Source organism: Streptomyces sp. NPDC051909, assembly GCF_040681095.1.
GTDB lineage: Bacteria > Actinomycetota > Actinomycetes > Streptomycetales > Streptomycetaceae > Streptomyces.
On record NZ_JBFAYA010000012.1, the window covers coordinates 196115 to 214586 of the forward strand.

Sequence of the window (18472 nt, forward strand, 5' to 3'; positions counted from 1 at the left end):
CATGAACCCTGAACCCACTTCCGCAACGCGGCCCGACGTGCTGGTGGTCGGCGGCGGCATCGGCGGCCTCGGCACCGCCTTCGCCCTGTCCCGCAAGGGCCTGAAGGTGCGCGTCCTCGAACAGGCCCCCGAGTACGGCGAGGTCGGCGCCGGCCTGCAGATCGCCCCGAACTGCACCCGCATCCTCGCCGACTACGGCCTGCTCGACGAGGCCAAGTCGCTGGGCGTCGTCCCGGAGAACATGGTGATGCGCGACGCGGTCGACTCCCGCGAGCTCACCCGGCTCGACCTGCGCGACCTGGAGCGCCGGTACGGCTTCCCGTACATGGTGATCCACCGCAGCGACCTGCACGGCATCTTCCTGCGCGCCTGCGAGCGCGCCGGGGTCGAACTCCTCAACAACCAGACCGTCGTCGCCTACGAGAACACCGAGGGCGGTGCCCAGGTCCGCCTCAAGGACGGGCGCGTCGAGTCCGCGCCGCTGGTCGTCGCAGCCGACGGGCTGCACTCGGTGGCCCGCCGCGACCTGATCGGCGACGAGCCGGTCAGCTCCTCCTACGTGGCCTACCGCGCCGCCGTCCCGATCGAGCAGGTCCAGGACAACGGCGTCGCGGCGAACGACGTCACCGTCTACGTCGGCCCGCAGCGCCACTTCGTGCAGTACGCCCTGCGCGGCGGCGAGATGTTCAACCAGGTCGCCGTGTTCGAGTCGCCCAAGGCGATCGCCGGCCTGGAGGACTGGGGCACCCCCGACGAGCTGGACGCGGCCTTCGAAGGCAGCTGCGACACCGTCCTCCAGGGCATTCCGCTGATGTGGCGGGACCGCTGGTGGCGGATGTTCGACCGCGAGCCGATCGAGACCTGGGTGCACGGCCGGATCGCCCTGCTCGGCGACGCCGCGCACCCGCCGCTCCAGTACATGGCGCAGGGCGCGATCATGGCGATCGAGGACGGCTGGGTGCTCGCCGAGCACTACGCGCGCCTCGCCGAGGCCGCCCCGGCGGGCGCCGAGCCGGGGTGGGACGGCGCACTCGCCGCCTACGAGGCCGTCCGGGTGGAGCACTGCCGCCGGATCCTCACCACGGGCCGCGTCTGGGGCGCGCTGTGGCACCTGGACGGGGAGCCGCGGCTGCGGCGCAACGCGATCATGCGGGCACGCGACACCTACGACTACTCCTTCACCGACTGGGTGTACGGCCCGACGGCGCTGACGCCGGACGAGGAGCCGGAGATGTTCACGCCGATCCCGCTCTCCTCGGCCGTCATCGAGGAGCCGGTGGCCTGACCTCCCGCCATCCGGCCGTGCCGGGTGCGACGCGATGGGCGCCGCACCCGGCCACCGGGCGTCTCAGGGCCGTCGGCGGGCGAGGGTGGAGCCCAGGGCCGTGGCCGCGGCGCGCACGGCGTTGGCGTGGGACTCGGGGCGGAAGCGCCCGACCGGGCAGGTCACGCTGACGGCGACGACCGCCGTGCGGCCGTCGGGCGCGAGGACCGGCGCGGCGACGCAGAGCAGACCCGGTCTCGACTCCTCGCGCTCGTAGGCGACCCCGGTCTCGACCGCCTTCACGAGCTGCCGGCGCAACAGACCCGGGGCGATCACGGTGTGCGGCGTACGCCGTTCGAGCGGGCCGGTCAGGACGGCCGTCCGCTCGTCCTCGCCGGCGTGGGCGAGCAGCACCTTGCCGATGGCCGTGCAGTGCAACGGCATCCGCCCGCCCGCGCGGGACGGCGTCCTGGCCTGGCGGTGCCCGCCGATCTTGGCGACGTGGACGACCTCGTGACCCTCGCGCACGCCGAGATCGTCGCCTCGATCGCCGCCAAGTCCGCCTGCCCCGGCACCCGGGCCAACATCGACGAGTTCACCGAGACGACGTCCTCGGCGATCGTGAAGGTCGGCGGCGCCGAGCGGGGCAAGGCGATCATCATCCTCAACCCCGCCGAGCCGCCCCTGATGATGCGCGTCACCGTCTTCGCCCTGGCCACCCTGCCCGAGGGCGCGGACGGCGAGACCGCGAAGGCGCAGATCACCGAGTCGGCACGGAAGATGGTCGCCGAGGCCTCGGCGTACGTCCCCGGCTACCGGATGGTCCAGGGCGTCCAGATCACCGAGATCCCGGCCGACCAGCCGGTCGAGACCCTGCTCGCGGAGGGCGCGGCCACCCGGCCGACCCACCAGGTCTCGGTCTTCCTCAGGGGCGAGGGCGCCGGCATGTACCTCCCGGCGTACGCCGGAACCCTCGACATCATGACCCCGGCCGCGGTGCGCATGGCCGAGCAGATCGCCGCCGCGAAGGAGGTTTGAAGTGAGCACCCCGACCCCGAGCATTCCCATCTTCGTCCAGGACGTCACGCTCCGGGACGGCATGCACGCCGTACGGCACCGCATCACCCCCGGACGACGTCAAGCGGATCGTCGTGGCCCTGGACGAGGCCGCCGCCTCGGGCCTCGAGCGCGCCCGCCTCACCACCCTGCTGCTGCCGGGCGTGGGCACCGTCCACGAGCTGAAGCACGCCTACGACCTCGGCGTCCGCTCCGTGCGGGTGGCCACCCACTGCACCGAGACCGACGTCTCCGCGCAGCACATCGCCGCCGCCCGCGAGCTCGGCATGGACGTCTCCGGCTTCCTGATGCTCTCCCACAGGGCCGAGCCCGAGCAGCTCGCCGAGCAGGCGAGGCTGATGGAGTCGTACGGCGCCCAGTGCGTGTACGTCACCGACTCCGGCGGCCGGCTGACGATGAACGACGCCGCCGCCCGGGTGCGCCTACCGCGACGTCCTCGACCCGGAGACCGAGATCGGCATCCACGCCCACGAGAGCCTCTCGTTCCCCGTCGCCGACTCGGTGGTCGCGGTCGAGAACGGCGTCCGCCGCGTCGACGCCTCCCTCGCCGGCCAGGGCGCGGGCGCGGGCAACTGCCCCATCGAGGCCTTCGTCGCCGTCGCCGACCTGTCGGGCTTCGAGCACGGCTGCGACCTCTTCCGCCTCCAGGACGCCGCCGCCTGGTCGGCGGCCAGGAGGACATGATCCTGGACATCGCCCTGGGACTGGCGGCGGCCCGCTGACACGCGAAGCCCGGCGGCTCAGAAGGGTTCGGCGGCCCGCAGGACGGCCTCCGGCAGGTAGGGGGACTCGACCCGGATCGCCCAGCCGCGGCGGCGGGCGTGGCAGGCCAGGGCGAGGATGTCGAGGTCGACGGCCGCATCCGGATCGTCGGCGCGGTCGGCGACCCGGTAGTAGTCGCGGTGGGCTTCGAGCGCGTCGGCCAGGGCCAGGTTGAAGCTCTCCTCGTCGCCCTCCACGAGCTGCGACAGCAGCACCGCCGGAGGCATCGCGAAGCCCCAGTCCTTGGCCTTCTCGGCCTGCTGCAGCGCCCGCTGCGCGGCCGCCTCGGGATCCCGGCCCGTCAGATAGGCGTGGAGGGCCTCGCGGTACGCGGTGAAGGCGGAGCCGTCGGGGCGGGCGAAGGCGGGCCCGGTGAGGACCAGCGGGGCGAGGTCCTCGCGTACGCCGGTGATGAGGGCGAGGGCGGTCGCCGTGTGCCAGTTCCCGGCGCCGGCCGCCTCGCCCCGCTTCGCCGGGTAGCGCAGCCTCCGGCCGTCGATGGTCACCTCCGCCTCGGTGCCCGGCTCCGCGAGGGCGACACGGAACACGGCCGCCGCCATCCGGGAGGCCAGCCGGAGGTGCGCGAGATCGACGTCCGTGATGCCGTCAGGCGTCCCCGCACGCCACTTGAACAGGCGCTCCTGATCGCCCATGACACCGCTCAGCCGCCGGACGGCGAGCGGCCTTCCCTCGGCGGCGGTGACCGCCTCCCGGACGTGCTGCTCGTACATGACCTCGGTCTGCGGATCCACCGTCCACTCGCAGGCCGGCCGCTCCACCACCAGCGGGCCCTCGGCGAGCGCGGCGACCGCGTCCGGCCGCCGGTCCCTGCCGAACCCCGCCACCCGGGGGCCCCGGGACTCGAAGCCGGTGACCAGCGCGTACGGGAGGTAGTCGGTACGGACGGCGGGCACCCAGCCCAGGGTCCGGTACGCGAGCGCGGCGAGGGCGATCGGGACGAGCGGGAGAAGGCTGCGCGGGGCGGCCGAGGGCCCGTGGAGAGCGCTGTACCCGACCAGGAGGTCGGCCAGCGCGGCGTCGAACGCGGCCTGGTCCTCGGCGGCCAGGGCGCGCAGCGTGCGCAGCGACGCGCTGTGCGGATCGTCCAGGAGGGGCTCGCCGGTCTCCCCGGCGCGGGTACGGACACGGTCCAGGGCCGCGTCCACCGCGGCGAGCTTGGCCCGCGCGCTCGGCGGGTACTCCTCCTCGTCGCCGGTGTCGTCCATGACCACGGCCGTCAGCCCGGTGGCGAGCTCCCCGAGGGGCGTTCCCTGGGCCCGCTCGGCGAACTTCTCCCGGGCGAAGTGGAACGCCTCGCCGTGCCACTTGGCCTTGTCCCTGAGGACCGACAGACACAGCGCGTCGATCCACTCCCCGGGCGTGACGCTCTCCGCCGGGGCGTCCTCACCCGGGTCGTAGCTCATGCCGAAGTTCACGTAGTCCAGGAAGATCTGGAAGCTGCAGTGCGGGTGGTACGCCGCGTAGGCGACGGCGCCGGCCGCGGCCTCCGAGGCGTCCTTGAGGGCGGCCCGGGCCTCCGGCGTGTCGAGGTCGGGCGTCTCGACCGACAGGGCGCCCAGGTAGTCGAGGAACTCGTCGGCGATCGACTGCCATTCGTATGTGGTCATCCGGCCGCCCCGCGACATGGACCGCACCTGGCCCCCGATGCGGTTCGTGAAGTCCTCGCGTGCCGCCGACACGACGGCCCCGCCCACCTGGTGACGCTCTATCCGCACTGCCCCGCTCCTTGATCGACTCTCGGGGTCAGCCTAGACGTGGGATCCGACAGCCCGGTCGCTGTCGGGCAGGGGGCGGTCGTCGACGGCGTTCTTCATGACGAGCGTGGACGTCAGGCGCTGGACACCGGGCAGCCGGGCGAGCTGCCGGTCGTACAGCTGCTGGAAGGCGGGGAGGTCGGCGGTGGCGACCCGCAGGAGGTAGTCGGGTTCGCCGAAGAGCCGCTGGGCCTGCAGGACGTGGGGGATCGCGGCGACGGCCTCCTCGAAGGCGGTGACGGTGTCGGGGTCCTCCCAGCGCAGGGTCACGAAGACGAGCGTCTCGAAGTTCAGACCGACGGCGCTCGGGTCCACGACGGCGCGGTAGCCGCGGATGGCGCCCGCGCGTTCGAGGTCGCGCAGACGACGGTGGCAGGGGGAGACGCTGAGCTGCACGCGGGCGGCCAGTTCGGTGACCGTGAGACGGCCGTCGAGCTGCAGCTCGGTAAGAATCTTCCGATCAAGGGCATCCATGGAGAAGATTCTCCCCCGAATCACGCGATCATGGGGTAAGAACGGAAACACTTTCGGGCATATCCGCCCTAGCCTTCCCATGCAGAGCAAGAAGTATGAGAAGGAACCGAGGGAACCATCGTGGACACGACGACACTGGCGGCCTTTTTGGCAGTGGACCTGCTGCTGGTGTTCACCCCGGGTGCCGACTGGGCCTACGCGATCTCCGCCGGCCTCCGGGACCGCTCGGTCGTCCCGGCCGTCGCCGGACTGATCGTCGGGCACACGGCGTACGCGCTGATGGCGGTCGCGGGCCTGGCGGTGATCGTGGCGAACTCGCCGAACGTGCTCACGGCGCTGACCGTGGCCGGCGCCGGCTACCTGCTGTGGCTGGGCTGGGGCGTGTTCCGGCAGCCCGCCACGCCGTCGGCCTCGCCGGAAGGGGCTCAGGGGGCGGCGGGGGCCTCTGTTGTGCGGACCGTGCTCAAGGGCGCCGGGACCAGCGGCCTGAACCCCAAGGCGCTGCTCCTGTACTTCTCCCTGTTCCCGCAGTTCATCGACCCCGCCACGGGCTGGCCGGTCACCGCGCAGACCGGGCTGCTGAGCACCGTGCACCTGACCGTGTGCGCCGTCGTCTACCTCGGGGTCGGCCTTCTGGCACGCACCGTGCTCGCGACCCGGCCCTCGGCCGCCCGGACGGTCTCTCGGGTCTCCGGTGCGATGATGATCGCCATCGGCGCCCTCCTGCTGGCGGAGCGCCTGATCGCCTGACGGAGCCGGGGCGGGGACCCGCCCCGGCTCACGGGGTTCAGCTCAGCGTCTTCAGGGCGGCCGCGTCGTACGGCTTGAGCTCGTCGCTCCGGCCCGCCAGGACCTTGGCCGCCCACTCCGGGTCCTGGAGCAGGGCGCGGCCGACGGCGACCAGGTCGAACTCGTCGCGCTCCATGCGGTCGAGGAGGTTGTCGAGGCTGCCGAGCGCGGCGCCCTCGCCCGCGAAGGCGCGGATGAAGTCGCCGTCGAGGCCGACCGAACCGACGGTGATGGTGGGCCTGCCGGTGAGCTTCTTGGTCCAGCCGGCCAGGTTCAGGTCCGAGTCGTCGAACTCCGGGAGCCAGTAGCGGCGGGTGGAGGCGTGGAAGGCGTCGACGCCGGCCGCGGCGAGCGGGGCCAGGATGGCCTCCAGCTCCTGCGGGGTCTCCGCGAGCCGCGCGTCGTAGGCCTCCTGCTTCCACTGCGAGTAGCGGAAGATCACCGGGAATTCGGGCGAGACGGCCGCGCGGACCGCCGCCACGATCTCGGCTCCGAACTTCGTACGGGCCACGGCGTCGCCGCCGTAGGCGTCGGTACGGCGGTTCGTCCGCTCCCACAGGAACTGGTCGACGAGGTAACCGTGGGCGCCGTGCAGTTCGACGCCGTCGAAGCCGATGCGCTCGGCGGCCGCGGCGGCGTCGGCGAAGGCGCCGATGACGTCGTCCAGGTCGCTCTGGGTCATCGCCTTGCCGGTGCCCTCGGTGCCGTCGACGCGGATACCGGAGGGGCCCACGGCCGGGGCCTCGGCATACGGTGCCTGGCCCTGCCGGCGCACCATGCCGATGTGCCACAGCTGCGGCACGATCGTGCCGCCCGCCTCGTGCACGGCCGCGGCGACCTTCGCCCATCCCGCGAGCTGCTCCTCGCCGTGGAACCGCGGCACCCGGTCGCTCTGGCCGGCCGAGTCATGGCCGACGTAGGTCCCCTCGGTGACGATCAGGCCCACGCCCGCGGCGGCGCGGCGGGCGTAGTACGACCGCACGTCCTCACCGGGAACACCGCCGGGGGAGAACATGCGCGTCATCGGCGCCATCACGATGCGGTTGGGGACGGTCAGGCCGTTCAGTGCGACGGGCCGGGAAAGGATCTCGGCCGCGCGGGAGGCGGGGGACGCGGTGACGGTCACAGGGACGCTCCTCAGGGCTACTGCTTGACAACCTTGATGCTTGAGAACTTCATGCAACGGGATGAAGGTAGACATCGATATTTGAGGTAGTCAAGTTTCTCCGGCTAGACTGGCTTCCATGACAGAAGCTCCTCGCACGCAAGCGCCCCGCGCCGACACGGCCCGGCTCATGGAGCTGCTCTCGGTGTCGCTCGGCGTCTACTACGGCGACTTCACCGTCGCGGCGGCGAGCGAGAACCTCACGGCGAGCCAGGGCAAGGCCCTGACCGTGCTGCGCCGGGGACCCGCCGCGATGCGCGCCCTGGCCGAGACCATGACCTGCGACGCCTCCAACATGACCGGGATCATCGACCGCCTGGAGAAGCGCGGCCTCGTGCGCCGCGAGGCGGACGCCTCCGACCGGCGCGTCAAGAACGTCATCCTCACCGCCGAGGGCGAGCGGGTCACCGACGCGATCCGCGCCAAGATGCACATCACGCACGACGGCCTGGCCAGGCTCGGCGAGCAGGACCGGGACACCCTGTACGCCCTGCTCGAACGGGTCTTCGTGGCCACGCCTGCCGACTGACCCGCCACGGCGGCGAGCTTCCGCGTGCGGTGTGGGTCTGCGTTGCTCACAGGCCGCCCCAGCGTCCGGCCGCCTCGATCAGGCGGTCGCGGACGACGACGAGGGCCGGGTTGTCGGGGGCGCCGCGGCGCGTCGCCGCGTAGAGGGTGTTGAGGGGCGGAACCTCGGGCTCGTGGAGCTGGACGACGCGGCCGGCGCTCAGGGCCGGTTCGGCGAGATAGCGCGGCAGGACGGAGATGCCTGCCCCGGCCTCGATGGCGGCGAGGACGGCCCGGAGGTCGGGGACGACGAGGGCGACCGGGTTGACCGGCCGGTGCCCGAACTCGCTGCGCCAGTAGCGGCGCACGATCGGGAGGTCCTGCGCGTACGCGACGAGGGGGAGGGCCGCGAGGGCGTCCGCGGGGCTGGTACGGAGCCGTTCGGCGCTCACGGTGTGCGCGGCGGCCGGCGCACCCACGAGGAGGAACTCCTCGTCCACCAGGGGCACGGCCAGGACCTCCCGGTGCGTCGGCCGGACGGCCGACACGACCAGGTCGAGTCGCCTGTCCACAAGAGCGGCGAGCAGGTCGTCGGCGAGCCCGAGCGTGACGTGCAGGGACAGGCCGCGCCCTGTGAGGGGAGCGAGCGCGGGCAGGACCCGGACCGTCATCGCCTCGGCCGCGCCACCGATCCGTACCGTGCCGCTCAGCGTCGGCTCGGCCTGCGCCGAGCCGAGGACGTCGGCGAGCCCGTCCAGATGCATGCTCACCCGGGCCGCGAGGGCGGCGGCCCGGGGCGTGGGGGAGACGCCCTTGCGGGAGCGGAGGAAGAGCGGCTCCCCGATCTGCTCCTCCAGCCGGGCGAGCTGGCCGGTGACGGCGGGCTGGGAGATCCCCAGGCGCTCGGCGGCGCCCGAGAGGGACCCCGCCCGGTAGATCTCCAGGAACGTGGCCAGCAGATCCAGGCTCGTCACGCGGCCCCTCCTTTCCTCGGTTGCACAGGCCGGGTTCAGACGGTGGCGAGCGCCTTCAGGACGCGCTCGGCCGTGCCGGTGCTGGACTGCGGGTTCTGACCGGTGATCAGATTGCCGTCCACCACGACGGTGTTGCTCCAGGGAGCGCCGGTCCGGATGACGGCACCCCTGTCGCGCAGTCGGCTCTCCACGAAGTACGGGCTGTTCTCGCCCAGACCGCCCTGGCGCTCCTCCTCGTCGGTGAAGGACGTGAGCGACCTGCCGGCGAAGGTGAAGCCGCCGTCCTCCCGGGTCGCGCTCAGCAGCCCGGCGACACCGTGGCACAGGGCGGCCACGGCCTTGCCCTGCGCGTCGGCCTCGTTCAGCAGCCTGCCGAGGTCGGCGTCGTGCGCGAGGTCTGTCATCGGGGCGTGGCCGCCGGGAATGTAGATCGCGTCGTAGTCGCTCGCGCGCACCTCGGAGAGCGTGAGCGGCGCGGCGAGCTGCCCCTCGATCCCGGCGAGGTAGGCGCGGAACTCCTCGGCGTCGCTCTCGGAGACGCCCCCCTGCTCACTGAGGCTGAGCGCGTCGACGGTCGGCCGGGCGCCGGCCGGTGTGGCGATGTCCACCTCGGCGCCGGCGGCCTTGAGGACCTTGTGCGAGGCGGCGACCTCCTCGGCCCAGTAGCCGGTGGGGTGGGTGGATCCGTCCGCCAGCTTCAGGGTGGTGGCGGCGGAGACGACCATCAGAATCTTCGACATGAGTGTGCCTGGCCTTGTGTCGTGTGGAGGGAAGAGACGGCGCCGGCCTCGTGGGGCGGCACCGGGAACAACCCCAGCATCCATCACGGATCATCCCTTCGCTCCTCTCCATCCATAAGATATGTAATGGATCTGAGTTGCGCACGGCTCCCTGGGCGGCTAGTGGCCGGGCCGGAGAAAGGAGGAGAGCCCGTCGAGGAGCCGGTCCACGTCGCCGTCGGTGTTGTACGGTGCGAGGCCGACCCGGAGCGCGGGGTCCGCCAGTTTCAGCGCGGTGAAGGGTTCGTACGCGTAGAACGATCCGGCCGGGGCCAGGACGTCGTGTGCGGCCAGGTGCTGCTGGGCGTCGCGGGCGTCGCGGCCTTCGAGGGTCATCAGGAGGGTCGGCGTGCGGTCGGCCGCCTTCGAGTGCAGGGTGAGAGCGTCGCCCAGGGCGTGCAGGCCCTCCTCCAGCCTGGCGCGCAGCGTCTGCTCGTGCCGGTGCAGGGAACCCAGTGAACGCGCCAGCCGCTCTCTGCGCGTGACCGCCGCGCCCGGGTCGAGCGCGGCGAGGAAGTCGACGGCCGCGGTCGCTCCCGCCAGGATCTCGTAGGGCAGCGTGCCGAACTCGAAGCGCTCCGGCACGGTGTCGGGAGACGGCAGGAGCTTGTCCGGGCGGAGCGTTTCGAGCAGCTCGGGCCGGCCGGCCAGCACACCGCAGTGCGGTCCGAGGAACTTGTACGGCGAGCAGACGAACAGGTCGGCGCCGAGGGCGGGTACGTCCACCAGGTGGTGCGCGGCGTAGTGCACTCCGTCCACGTACACCAGCGCACCGGCCTCGTGCGCCAGATCGGCGATCCGGCGGACGGGCGGCTTGGTGCCCAGGACGTTCGAGGCCGCGGTCACCGCGACCAGCCGCGTCCGGGGCGACAGCGCCCGCTCGAAGGAATCGAGGTCGAGCTCCGTCGTCGCGCCGTCCATCTCGATCCAGCGGACCGTCACCCCGGCGCGCTCGGCCGCCTGGATCCAGGGACGGACGTTGCAGTCGTGATCCAGGCGGCTCAGGACGATCTCGTCGCCGGCCTTCCAGTCCTTCGCCAGGTGGCGGGAGAAGTCGTAGGTCAGCTGGGTGGCGCTGCGCCCGTGGACGACGCCGTTCGCGGGCACGGCGAGCAGGTCGGCACAGGCGGAGCGGAAGTCCGCCACGGCGCGCTCCGCGTTGAGCTCGGACGGGCTGAGGACACCCCGGTTGGACAGCGGGCCGGTGAGCGTCGCGGCGATGGCGTCGGCGACGGGGCGAGGTGTCTGGGTCCCGCCCGGGCCGTCGAAGAAGGCGAGGCCGGTGTCGAGGGACGGGAAGTGGGCCCGCAGAGCGGGCAGGTCGATGGCCATGGCCTCAGCTTTCGGATGCGAGGAGGGAGCGCGGGCTCCTGCGGACACCGCCGGGGCGACGCGGGGGATCGGGCGGCGTGGGCCGTGCGGGCGGGGGCACGCTCGCCCGGGCGGGCTCCCTAGACTCTGGCACCGGCGCCCCGACACATAAAGCGATGGATCAAGAAGCGAGAGTTCACGATTCATGAAGTCCCAGCCCGATCTGAAGCTCCTGTCCACGTTCCTGGCCGTGGTGAACCACGGCTCCATGGCCGAGGCGGCGACGGCCCTCGGCTACGTGCCCTCGGCGGTGTCCCAGCACATCGCCGCGCTGGAGCGCGACATGGGCATCGAGCTGCTCGTCCGCCGCCCGGGCAGCCGGCTGATCCTGACCGCCGCCGGCCGCTCCCTCGCGCAGGCGGCACGGACGCTCTTCGAGGCGACCGCTCGCTTCAGGGACACCGCCGACGGCATCGCGAACCGCGAGATCGCCGAACTGCGGGTCGGCGCCTACCCCAGCGCGGTGAGCCATCTGCTGCCCGGGGTCCTGTCCGCACTCCAGGCCGGGGACCGCGGCGCCGCCCGTATCCGCCTGGTCATCGTGGAGACCCGGGAAGGCCTGCCCAGGGTCACCTCGGGTGATCTCGATCTGCTCATCGCCTACCGGTATCTGCCCGAGGACCCGCCGGTCACCTCTCCCGAGTGGGTGACCACCTCCCTGGGGTACGAGCCGCTGGTCCTCGTCGCGGGCCCACAGCCGGGCGGTCGCCCGCTGGCACTGGCGGACTGCCTGGAGAGGGGATGGACCTCGGGCCAGCCGCACCATCCCGACCGGCGACTGCTGCGACGCTGGGCCGGAGAACTGGGGATCGCCCCGGAGGTCACCCTGGAGACCGAGGACCTGCACAGCATGCTCGCCATGATCAGAGCCGGACTGGCCGTGGGCCTGATCCCGGTCACCCTCCTCGGCGAAGAGGGAGACCGGCCCACGGTCCAGCGTGTCGCCCTGCCACCCGGGTCCGCACCGCTCCGCCGCGAGGTCCTCGCGGTGAGCAGACCCGGCACCCGCCCTCCGGTCATCGACGAGCTGGTCGCCCTGCTGGCCGAAGCGCTGAAGAGCGTCCCGGCGTAGCGCCGCCGGCCATGCGCACGCTACGGCGCCTGCGCGTCCGGCCCTTGTCCGTTCGGACCGCGGAAACGGGTGAAGGACTTCGTGAGGGCCCTCAGCGGCGACGTGTTCTGCTTGGCCGCCGCCGCGGACGGCGCCGCGGGCGTCTGGGGCGTGCCGTTGCCCTTGGTCGCTTCGGCGAGCGCGGCCAGCGCCGATTCGGCGGCCTCCCGGTAGAGGTCGCAGGACGCCGTCATGGCCTCGAGTGCCTTCGCGTACCTGGTGACCATGGCCCGGGCGTGGACCAGTTCCTCGTCCGGGGTGAGCAGGTGCCAGCCCTGGCGCAGCCGCGTCAGGACCGGTTCGGCGTCGGCCGGCAGCGGCTGCGGCAGCGAGGCGAACCGTTTGATCCTGTCGAGGAACTCGGTCGGTTCCGTCCCGTCGAGGAAGATGTTGCGCACGGTGAAGTGCTCGGGGTCGTAGCCGGCGACCTGCGCGGCCGGAGGCAGGACCACGGCGCCGCCACGCGGAATCCCCACACCCAGCTCCCGCTTCAGCGCGAAGTCGGCGATCAGCGCCTGCTCCGGCGCGGCCCGGTGCTCGACCACCCGGTGACGCAGGCTCGGCGGCAGGAACGCCGTGACCGGCTGCCGCCCCAGCACGTCCGGCGTCATCGCCTCGTGCACGACGACATGGATGTACCAGCTCTGCCGGGCACAGGTCCGCAGCAGACGGCGCACCTCGTCGTCGTCCTTGGGCAGATGGTTCACCGCCCGCAGACGCACACCCGGCACCGTGTGGTGATCCCATGCGACCTGGTCGCTGTCCGGCCAGAACACGGTGGAGGGTGCGGGCCAGCCCTCCTCCCACGCCCGCTCCGCCTCGGCGGCGAGGACCCAGCCGACTCCCTCGGAGTCCGTACGACGGGACTCGGGCTCGTACGTGGTCAGTTGCGCGCGTACGGTGACCCCGTCGCCCACCCTCCAGCGCGCCTCGAACAGGCGGCGGGCGGACGGGCCGGGGTCGGCGGCCTCGTCCCGGGGAAACAGATCCGTGGAGCGGGCCGCCTCGACGGGATCGAGGTCCAGGAAGTCGTCGATCACCCCGGCTGCCTTGAGGGCGATCAGGTTGCGCCGGACGTCCCGCTCGGGCTCGGGCCCGAGGTGACGCCCACGCCCGAGCCACGCGGTGGCGGGGACGGCGGTCGGTGAAGTGCTGTTCTTGGCCATGGAACCGTTCGGTGGGTGATCGGGTCCCGACCAGTATGGTGCGTGGCGCGGGCGAGGGAAGCGGTACCCCGTCCACGCCGCCGTGAACCGAGGGTTCGGGCCCACGGCAGGCCTCTCGCACTCCTGGCCGTCAAGCGGGGCGCGGGACGTACGCCAGGCCGTGCGCGCCGCCGGCCGAGTCCGACAGCGCGCACGGCACGGGGCGGTGGACCCCGCAGAGGGTCAGAGCCCGTATGCCTTGACCACGCGCCGGGCCTGCGCGAAGAGCATGCCCACGTTCACCGACTTGCGGCAGACGACGACCGCGACGACGTCCTGACTCTCGGTCATGCGGATGAACAGATGCGTCAGATTGGCGCTGTTGACGAGGATCTCCTGGAAGTAGTGCTGCTCGTTGGCGACACCACGACGCTCTTTGAACACGTCCTCGATCAGGACCACCGTGCGCCCCTGGAACAGGTCCAGGGTGGCCCCCGCGAGCAGGTCCAGGACCTCCGGGGGGTGGCTGTCGATGGTCTCGTAGGAGAGGAGCATGCCCGTCCCCATGTCGACCACCCCGGCCGCCACGCAGTCGGGGGCCTCGGCCCGTAGCTCCTTCACCAGCCCCTGGATCGCGTCCGAGAATCCCTGCTGCACCGGATTCGTCACCACGTCGTCACTTCCTTCCGGACAGGATGGCCTCGACACGCTTCAGGACCGGCTGCGATTCGAGGTGGAGCCGCTCCAGGTCCATCCCCTCGTCACCGAGGACGACCATCAGCGCCGTATCGGCCACGGCGTAGACCGCCGCGCAGCCGGTGGTGCCGTACGCCACGGTCCTGCGCAGCGACCCGCGGCCGGTCGCGCCGGTGGTCCGGCGTGCGAGGCCGAGGCTGGCCGCGGCCAGGGCGGCGAGGCCGTTGGGTTCTATGCCGTCTTCCGTGTCGGAGGCGATGAGGATTCCGTCGACGGCCGCCAGGGCCGTGTCGGTGATTCCGGGGATCTGATCCCGGAGCCCTCTCATCTCCCCGGTCAATGCGTCATGGTCCATTCGGCTTCCCTTCGCACATGTTCGTCGCTTCCCCGAGCACTCATGGGCCGACGGCCCCCGTGTTCACCGCTCGGGTACGGCTCCGCATCCGGAGCCCCTGCAACCCGCCGCGGACTCATCCGAGACGGGACTTCATCGTGAAACCGCTGGCCCCGGGATCGCGGCACGGCAGACTCGCCACCTCGCCCACCCTGCCCGGACCATGTGCCGCACGTCGTGGTTCGAGCGCCGGGACCGACGACGGTCTCGCCGTGCCGAGCACCTCGCTCCGGCCGGCCCGCTTCAGCAGCCCCTCGGCGAGCATCCGGGAGACCTCGACCGTGACCTGGTAGACGCCGCGGCCCACCACGAAGGCGATGTCCCGTGCGGTACGCCTGCCGTTGGCGTGGAAGAGGATCTCCCTGCGATGCCGGGTCAGGTGCTCGGCCGCCCCCACGACACCGGGGCCGGCGACGACCCGCTCGCGATCGGGGAGAACGGCCTGCGGCAGCGCGGCGAGTCCGTCGACCTTCCGGGCGGCGTCGTCCAGGAGCTTGAGCGGGTCGTCCCCGCCGACGGCGGGGGCCGTCGGCGCGCTCTCGGGGAGGGCGACGCACTCGGCGGTCTCGCCCGCGACGACGGCGAAGACCGCGTCGCGGAGGGCCATCAACGTGACCACCTGCAGTTCGGCCGCCCCGATGTGGCCCCTCGCCACGAGCTCCGCCGTCGGCACGAGCATCCCGGTCGGCGACAGCGTCGCCCAGTCCGCCGCGCTGACCCGTCCGGAGCGCAGCAGCAGTGCTTCCGCCCTCGGGGCCCCCGGCGTCTCGACCGCGAACACATGCCCCTGCCTCAGGTGGAACACTCCGCCGGGCCGGCCGTGAACCCGCAGGACGAGGGTGGAACGGGCCGCCCTGCACTGAGCCAGGGCGAGGTAGAGCAGTCGGTGCCGGGCACGGTGCGGGCAGTTGCTCGTGTCCAGCAGAACCCACCCTTTCCAGGCCTGTCGCAGTCTCGGGACGAGAAATCTCGTACAGGCGTCTGGGGTGTGACACCGGCGTGGAAATATTTACCAGTCGACTGGACAAACATTCCATCAGAGACATCATGTGACAGAATCTGCAACATTACGGCGAAGTAGACCTGGTGAAAGATCGAATCAAGGGTCAGATTCGTACGAGTTCCTTCGTGCCGCGGCGGCAGACGGTCCGTCAGGGCAGGGGGGTGCGGTGCAGGTTGACGAGCAGGCGCCAGACTCGCCGGGCGATCTCGCTCGGGGTGGCTTCGATCAGACCGTGCAGCCAGTCGGCGAGCACCCCGGCGAAGGTCGCGGCCACGGCGGAGGCGACCAGGTCGGGTTCCGGTGCTCCGGCCAGGGCGCGCTCGGTGCGGCTGCGGGCCCGCAGATCCTGGTGCAGCACGCGGCCGAGGGGGCCGCTGCCGCCCGGGCTGAGCAGCTCCCGGTAGAGCCCGGCGTGCGGGGCGAGGCGCTCGAAGAAGTCCGGCAGGGCCGGCGGCGGGGTCGTGGGGTCGGGCGAGCCGCGCCACGCGTGGAGGGCGTCCACCGCCTCGCGGACGATGTCGGCGCAGGCGTCGACGGCGAGCGCCTCCAGGTCCGCGTAATGGAGGTAGAACGTCGCGCGGCCGACTCCGGCCCGGCGCACCAGCGCGGCGACGCTGACCTCCGCGAGCGGGCGTCGGGAGCATTCGTCGAGGAGCGCCTGGCGCAGCTTGGCCCGGGTCCGCTCCGTACGGGGATCGGCCGGCACGTCGGTCACCCGGCGAGCAGGACGGCGGCCAGCGCCAGGGCCCCGGGCAGCGCCTGGGCGACGAAGATGCGCCGGTTGGCGGTGAAGCCGCCGTACAGCCCGGCGACGAGCACGCAGGCGAGGAAGAAGACCTGGACCCGGAACCCGGTCGGATCCTCCGCGATGAGACCCCAGACCAGTCCGGCAGCCAGGAACCCGTTGTAGAGCCCCTGGTTCGCGGCGAGCCCGGCGGTGGCCCGGGCCATGTCCGCGTCGAAGCCGGAGAGGCTGCGCCCCGGCTTCTTCTCCCACAGGAACATCTCCAGAACCAGGATGTACGCGTGCAGCGCGGCCACCAGTGCGACCAGCACGTGCGCAGTCGTCTCCATGGGTGTTCCACTCCTCAAGAATCGATGACAGACAGGTGTCCAGAATACATGGACACCTGTCTGTGATCTCTGGACGGTTCAGGCCGGCTCAGGGGCGTTCGGCGTACTGGAGGACGCCGCCGACGGAGAAGCAGAGGGCGCCGGTGAGAGTGCCCCAGTCGGCGATGTCGGCGTTGACCAGGCTGCCGGTGTCGGGGCGGGTGTAGGCGGCGAGTGCCGAGAGCATGAACAGGACCGAGCCCAGCTGGTTCACGGCGACGATCCACCAGCCGAGGTCGCGCCGGCGGACGCACGGCCGGCCGTGGCAGATCTCGGCGAACGCGAGGTGGCCGGAGATCAGGAAGAGCACGCAGCCGATCACGTCGGGAGCCCAGATCAGCCGGTTGATCTGGTGGACGGTCAGACCTTGCAGGAAGGAGTCGAGCAGGTCGACGGCGAACACCAGGGTGCCGGCGAACAGGACGAACGCGCTGAGCCAGTCGACCCGCGTCGGCTCGTAGCTCCACCACCGCCACGGGTGGGTGACCAGGGCGCCTTGGCCTCCGGGCATGTGGCGCGGGGCGTTGACGACCTGGAGCAGTGACACATAGCCGCCGGTGTTGAAGAACAGACCGCCGGCGAAGTAGATCGAGGCGCAGGTGGTCGCGTCGCCGGAGCCGAACTGGGCGACGGCGGCGCCGGCCGCGAAGAGTGCTCCGCCGAGGACGAAGGCGGTGGCGGCGATCGCGTTGAGCCTGCGCAGCCGGGCGAGGCCGGTGTCGTCGGCAGTGGCGTGACGAGGGGCGGCCGCGCCGGGCGGGTGGACGGCGATGAGGCCGCGGCGCCGGGCGGGCCGGGATTCCCAGACGGCGGTTCCGCCGCCGGGCGGGTGCCAGGTGAGTCGGGTGGTGAACGGTCCCACACCCTCGGCGCGCTGTTCGGGCTCTCCCACAGGCCGAGACTAGACGGCCGGTCGTCCGCCGGCCGGGCGCAACGCCGCCGGTGGGGCGGAGCCGGGGCGGACGCGCGCCACCTCAGATCGAGATCAACCACACCCTGTCCGAACCGGCCGACCGTCTCTACCTCGTCCACTCCGAACCGCCCGCCGAGGACTGGTCCGTGGACACGATTCGCGACATCTTCCGTGTCGACGTCACCTGGCACACCGCGGCCGGCTGGGGCGGCGCGGACGCGGACATCGCCTTGGGCTCCTCCCGGGCGTAGCGCACCGTTTCCCCGGGCGCCGCGAGCGCGCCGCGCGGGCTGCCTCAGCCGCACTCGGACACCGGACAGAGGTCGACCCTGACGATGCCGGGGAGCTGGGCGATCTCCTTCTTCAGGGCGTCGCGCTCGGGCCCGGAGAGCTGGTCGGGGAAGCGGACGTCGAGGTACGAGCCCTCGTCGGACCCCGTTCCTGTCGCGTCTGTGGCTCCGAACGGCTTCAGCCGGTCCTTGATGTCTCCGAGGTCGCTGCTTCTGAACCATTCGGAATCGGTCTCGGCGCGAAAGGTGTGGGGCTCGGCCAGCGCGGGACCGACGTAGAAGTGCCAGGCGAAGGCGACGCAGCCCACGAGAGCCGCTGCCGTCACCGCGGCGCCGACGCCGCCGACGACCTTGGCGGTGACGGGGCGTCGGCGCGGGTCGGCGAGCGCGGCGAACAGCAGGAGCAGAGCCGAGGGCCAGAACAGGAACATCCCGAAGAAGACCCCCAGCACCCCCCATCCGAGGAGCAGGACCCCCACGGTCACGCATGCGGTGACGAAGCCTTTCGGCTCACGCAGAAGCAGCAGCGGAACCACCGCGACGAGGCACGTCACGACGAAGAACCCTCGGGAGCCCGGCATCTGGACGCCCCAGGCCGTGACGGGTAGGGCGATGGCCGCGGCGGCGGCGGCCAGCCCTCGTTGCAGTCGATGGACGACGGGTGCGGCGCGTCCCTGGTCCAGGTCTGTCATGATCTGCCCCCCTGTTATCTGAACGTGTTCAACTGAACATGTTCAACATAGTGGGCCCCTCGGGTCCATGGGAAGAACTTCGGGATTCTGCGGGCTCACCCGCCTGCGGGCAAGACGCCCTGAGCGGCTGTCGCGGTCTGTTCGGCCAGTACTCCGACGCCGCCTGACGCTTAGGTCG

At 72.0% G+C, this 18472-nt stretch carries 20 protein-coding genes and 2 pseudogenes; 7 read left to right on the forward strand and 15 right to left on the reverse strand.

What is annotated here, in order from left to right:
• Window position 1 precedes the first annotated feature (1 nt).
• Window positions 2-1285: an FAD-dependent oxidoreductase gene (locus AB0M18_RS21015; RefSeq protein WP_365760120.1), complete on the forward strand. Its 1284-nt coding sequence runs from the start codon at window positions 2-4 to the stop codon at window positions 1283-1285.
• A 63-nt stretch (window positions 1286-1348) separates the two neighbouring features.
• On the opposite strand, the gene AB0M18_RS21020 is transcribed toward AB0M18_RS21015, so the two are convergent.
• Window positions 1349-1792: an IclR family transcriptional regulator C-terminal domain-containing protein gene (locus AB0M18_RS21020; protein WP_365760122.1), complete on the reverse strand. Its 444-nt coding sequence runs from the start codon at window positions 1790-1792 to the stop codon at window positions 1349-1351.
• Between AB0M18_RS21020 and AB0M18_RS21025 the strand changes: the two are divergent.
• Together AB0M18_RS21025 and dmpG are read left to right on the forward strand one after the other, a co-directional pair.
• A pseudogene (locus AB0M18_RS21025) lies at window positions 1790-2302 on the forward strand (acetaldehyde dehydrogenase (acetylating)); the annotation flags it as partial. The gene AB0M18_RS21020 and the pseudogene AB0M18_RS21025 overlap by 3 nt on opposite strands.
• 61 nt (window positions 2303-2363) lie before the next feature.
• A pseudogene (gene dmpG / locus AB0M18_RS21030) lies at window positions 2364-3063 on the forward strand (4-hydroxy-2-oxovalerate aldolase).
• Window positions 3064-3081: 18 nt separating this feature from the next.
• Here dmpG and AB0M18_RS21035 read toward each other — a convergent pair.
• Together AB0M18_RS21035 and AB0M18_RS21040 are read right to left on the reverse strand one after the other, a co-directional pair.
• The gene (locus tag AB0M18_RS21035) at window positions 3082-4818 is read right to left on the reverse strand and encodes an Imm49 family immunity protein (protein WP_365760196.1); all 1737 of its coding nucleotides are present in this window, start codon (window positions 4816-4818) and stop codon (window positions 3082-3084) included.
• A 54-nt stretch (window positions 4819-4872) separates the two neighbouring features.
• Window positions 4873-5352, reverse strand: a complete 480-nt coding sequence (locus AB0M18_RS21040; RefSeq protein WP_365760124.1) for an Lrp/AsnC family transcriptional regulator — start codon at window positions 5350-5352, stop codon at window positions 4873-4875.
• 120 nt (window positions 5353-5472) lie between these two features.
• Here AB0M18_RS21040 and AB0M18_RS21045 point away from each other — a divergent pair, with 120 nt between their 5' ends.
• Window positions 5473-6102, forward strand: a complete 630-nt coding sequence (locus AB0M18_RS21045; protein ID WP_365760126.1) for a LysE family translocator — start codon at window positions 5473-5475, stop codon at window positions 6100-6102.
• A gap of 37 nt (window positions 6103-6139) precedes the next feature.
• Here AB0M18_RS21045 and AB0M18_RS21050 read toward each other — a convergent pair whose 3' ends face one another.
• Window positions 6140-7267, reverse strand: coding sequence for an NADH:flavin oxidoreductase (locus tag AB0M18_RS21050; RefSeq protein WP_365760128.1), 1128 nt, complete (start codon window positions 7265-7267; stop codon window positions 6140-6142).
• Between the two features lie 169 nt (window positions 7268-7436).
• On the opposite strand from AB0M18_RS21050, the gene AB0M18_RS21055 reads away from it, so the two are divergent.
• A complete protein-coding gene (locus AB0M18_RS21055) occupies window positions 7437-7835 on the forward strand; it encodes a MarR family transcriptional regulator (RefSeq protein ID WP_365760199.1) in 399 nt (132 codons plus the stop codon).
• Between the two features lie 46 nt (window positions 7836-7881).
• Here AB0M18_RS21055 and AB0M18_RS21060 read toward each other — a convergent pair whose 3' ends face one another.
• The 3 genes from AB0M18_RS21060 to AB0M18_RS21070 all read right to left on the reverse strand — a co-directional run bounded on the left by AB0M18_RS21060 (window position 7882) and on the right by AB0M18_RS21070 (window position 10898).
• Window positions 7882-8787 (reverse strand): LysR family transcriptional regulator, encoded by a 906-nt coding sequence (locus tag AB0M18_RS21060; protein ID WP_365760130.1) that lies wholly within the window; start codon window positions 8785-8787, stop codon window positions 7882-7884.
• Window positions 8788-8822: 35 nt separating this feature from the next.
• Window positions 8823-9527 carry a type 1 glutamine amidotransferase domain-containing protein gene (locus AB0M18_RS21065; protein WP_365760132.1) on the reverse strand — a complete coding sequence of 235 codons (705 nt, stop codon included), beginning with the start codon at window positions 9525-9527 and terminating at the stop codon, window positions 8823-8825.
• 159 nt (window positions 9528-9686) lie between these two features.
• Complete coding sequence (locus tag AB0M18_RS21070; RefSeq protein ID WP_365760134.1) at window positions 9687-10898, reverse strand: cysteine desulfurase-like protein; 1212 nt, start codon at window positions 10896-10898, stop codon at window positions 9687-9689.
• Between the two features lie 184 nt (window positions 10899-11082).
• Between AB0M18_RS21070 and AB0M18_RS21075 the strand changes: the two genes are divergently transcribed.
• Window positions 11083-12009, forward strand: a complete 927-nt coding sequence (locus tag AB0M18_RS21075) for a LysR family transcriptional regulator (RefSeq protein WP_365760136.1) — start codon at window positions 11083-11085, stop codon at window positions 12007-12009.
• Between the two features lie 20 nt (window positions 12010-12029).
• Here the strand turns inward: AB0M18_RS21075 and AB0M18_RS21080 are convergent, their stop codons facing one another.
• The 7 genes from AB0M18_RS21080 to AB0M18_RS21110 all read right to left on the reverse strand — a co-directional run bounded on the left by AB0M18_RS21080 (window position 12030) and on the right by AB0M18_RS21110 (window position 17291).
• Window positions 12030-13214, reverse strand: coding sequence for a hypothetical protein (locus AB0M18_RS21080; protein WP_365760138.1), 1185 nt, complete (start codon window positions 13212-13214; stop codon window positions 12030-12032).
• Window positions 13215-13436: 222 nt separating this feature from the next.
• Window positions 13437-13850 (reverse strand): hypothetical protein, encoded by a 414-nt coding sequence (locus AB0M18_RS21085; protein WP_365760201.1) that lies wholly within the window; start codon window positions 13848-13850, stop codon window positions 13437-13439.
• Between the two features lie 19 nt (window positions 13851-13869).
• Window positions 13870-14217: a roadblock/LC7 domain-containing protein gene (locus AB0M18_RS21090; protein ID WP_365760140.1), complete on the reverse strand. Its 348-nt coding sequence runs from the start codon at window positions 14215-14217 to the stop codon at window positions 13870-13872.
• Between the two features lie 142 nt (window positions 14218-14359).
• Entirely contained in the window at window positions 14360-15064 is a 705-nt protein-coding gene (locus tag AB0M18_RS21095; RefSeq protein ID WP_365760142.1) for a MarR family transcriptional regulator, read from the reverse strand.
• Window positions 15065-15434: 370 nt separating this feature from the next.
• A complete protein-coding gene (locus tag AB0M18_RS21100; protein WP_365760144.1) occupies window positions 15435-16001 on the reverse strand; it encodes a TetR/AcrR family transcriptional regulator in 567 nt (188 codons plus the stop codon).
• Entirely contained in the window at window positions 15998-16360 is a 363-nt protein-coding gene (locus AB0M18_RS21105) for a DUF1304 domain-containing protein (protein ID WP_365760146.1), read from the reverse strand. The genes AB0M18_RS21100 and AB0M18_RS21105 overlap by 4 nt, the downstream gene beginning before the upstream one ends.
• Before the next feature lie 88 nt (window positions 16361-16448).
• Entirely contained in the window at window positions 16449-17291 is an 843-nt protein-coding gene (locus tag AB0M18_RS21110; RefSeq protein ID WP_365760148.1) for a hypothetical protein, read from the reverse strand.
• 50 nt (window positions 17292-17341) lie between these two features.
• Between AB0M18_RS21110 and AB0M18_RS21115 the strand changes: the two genes are divergently transcribed.
• Window positions 17342-17563 carry a hypothetical protein gene (locus AB0M18_RS21115; RefSeq protein WP_365760150.1) on the forward strand — a complete coding sequence of 74 codons (222 nt, stop codon included), beginning with the start codon at window positions 17342-17344 and terminating at the stop codon, window positions 17561-17563.
• 44 nt (window positions 17564-17607) lie between these two features.
• On the opposite strand, the gene AB0M18_RS21120 is transcribed toward AB0M18_RS21115, so the two are convergent.
• Window positions 17608-18294 (reverse strand): hypothetical protein, encoded by a 687-nt coding sequence (locus AB0M18_RS21120; protein ID WP_365760152.1) that lies wholly within the window; start codon window positions 18292-18294, stop codon window positions 17608-17610.
• Between the last annotated feature and the right edge of the window lie 178 nt (window positions 18295-18472).

Coding starts and splice junctions, on each gene's coding strand:
- AB0M18_RS21015 (WP_365760120.1), top strand. CDS start 2: ATGAACCCTGAACCCACTTCCGCAACGCGGCCCGACGTGCTGGTGGTC.
- AB0M18_RS21040 (WP_365760124.1), bottom strand. CDS start 5,352: ATGGATGCCCTTGATCGGAAGATTCTTACCGAGCTGCAGCTCGACGGC.
- AB0M18_RS21055 (WP_365760199.1), top strand. CDS start 7,437: ATGGAGCTGCTCTCGGTGTCGCTCGGCGTCTACTACGGCGACTTCACC.
- AB0M18_RS21065 (WP_365760132.1), bottom strand. CDS start 9,527: ATGTCGAAGATTCTGATGGTCGTCTCCGCCGCCACCACCCTGAAGCTG.
- AB0M18_RS21070 (WP_365760134.1), bottom strand. CDS start 10,898: ATGGCCATCGACCTGCCCGCTCTGCGGGCCCACTTCCCGTCCCTCGAC.
- AB0M18_RS21075 (WP_365760136.1), top strand. CDS start 11,083: ATGAAGTCCCAGCCCGATCTGAAGCTCCTGTCCACGTTCCTGGCCGTG.
- AB0M18_RS21080 (WP_365760138.1), bottom strand. CDS start 13,214: ATGGCCAAGAACAGCACTTCACCGACCGCCGTCCCCGCCACCGCGTGG.
- AB0M18_RS21090 (WP_365760140.1), bottom strand. CDS start 14,217: ATGAGAGGGCTCCGGGATCAGATCCCCGGAATCACCGACACGGCCCTG.
- AB0M18_RS21105 (WP_365760146.1), bottom strand. CDS start 16,360: ATGGAGACGACTGCGCACGTGCTGGTCGCACTGGTGGCCGCGCTGCAC.
- AB0M18_RS21120 (WP_365760152.1), bottom strand. CDS start 18,294: ATGACAGACCTGGACCAGGGACGCGCCGCACCCGTCGTCCATCGACTG.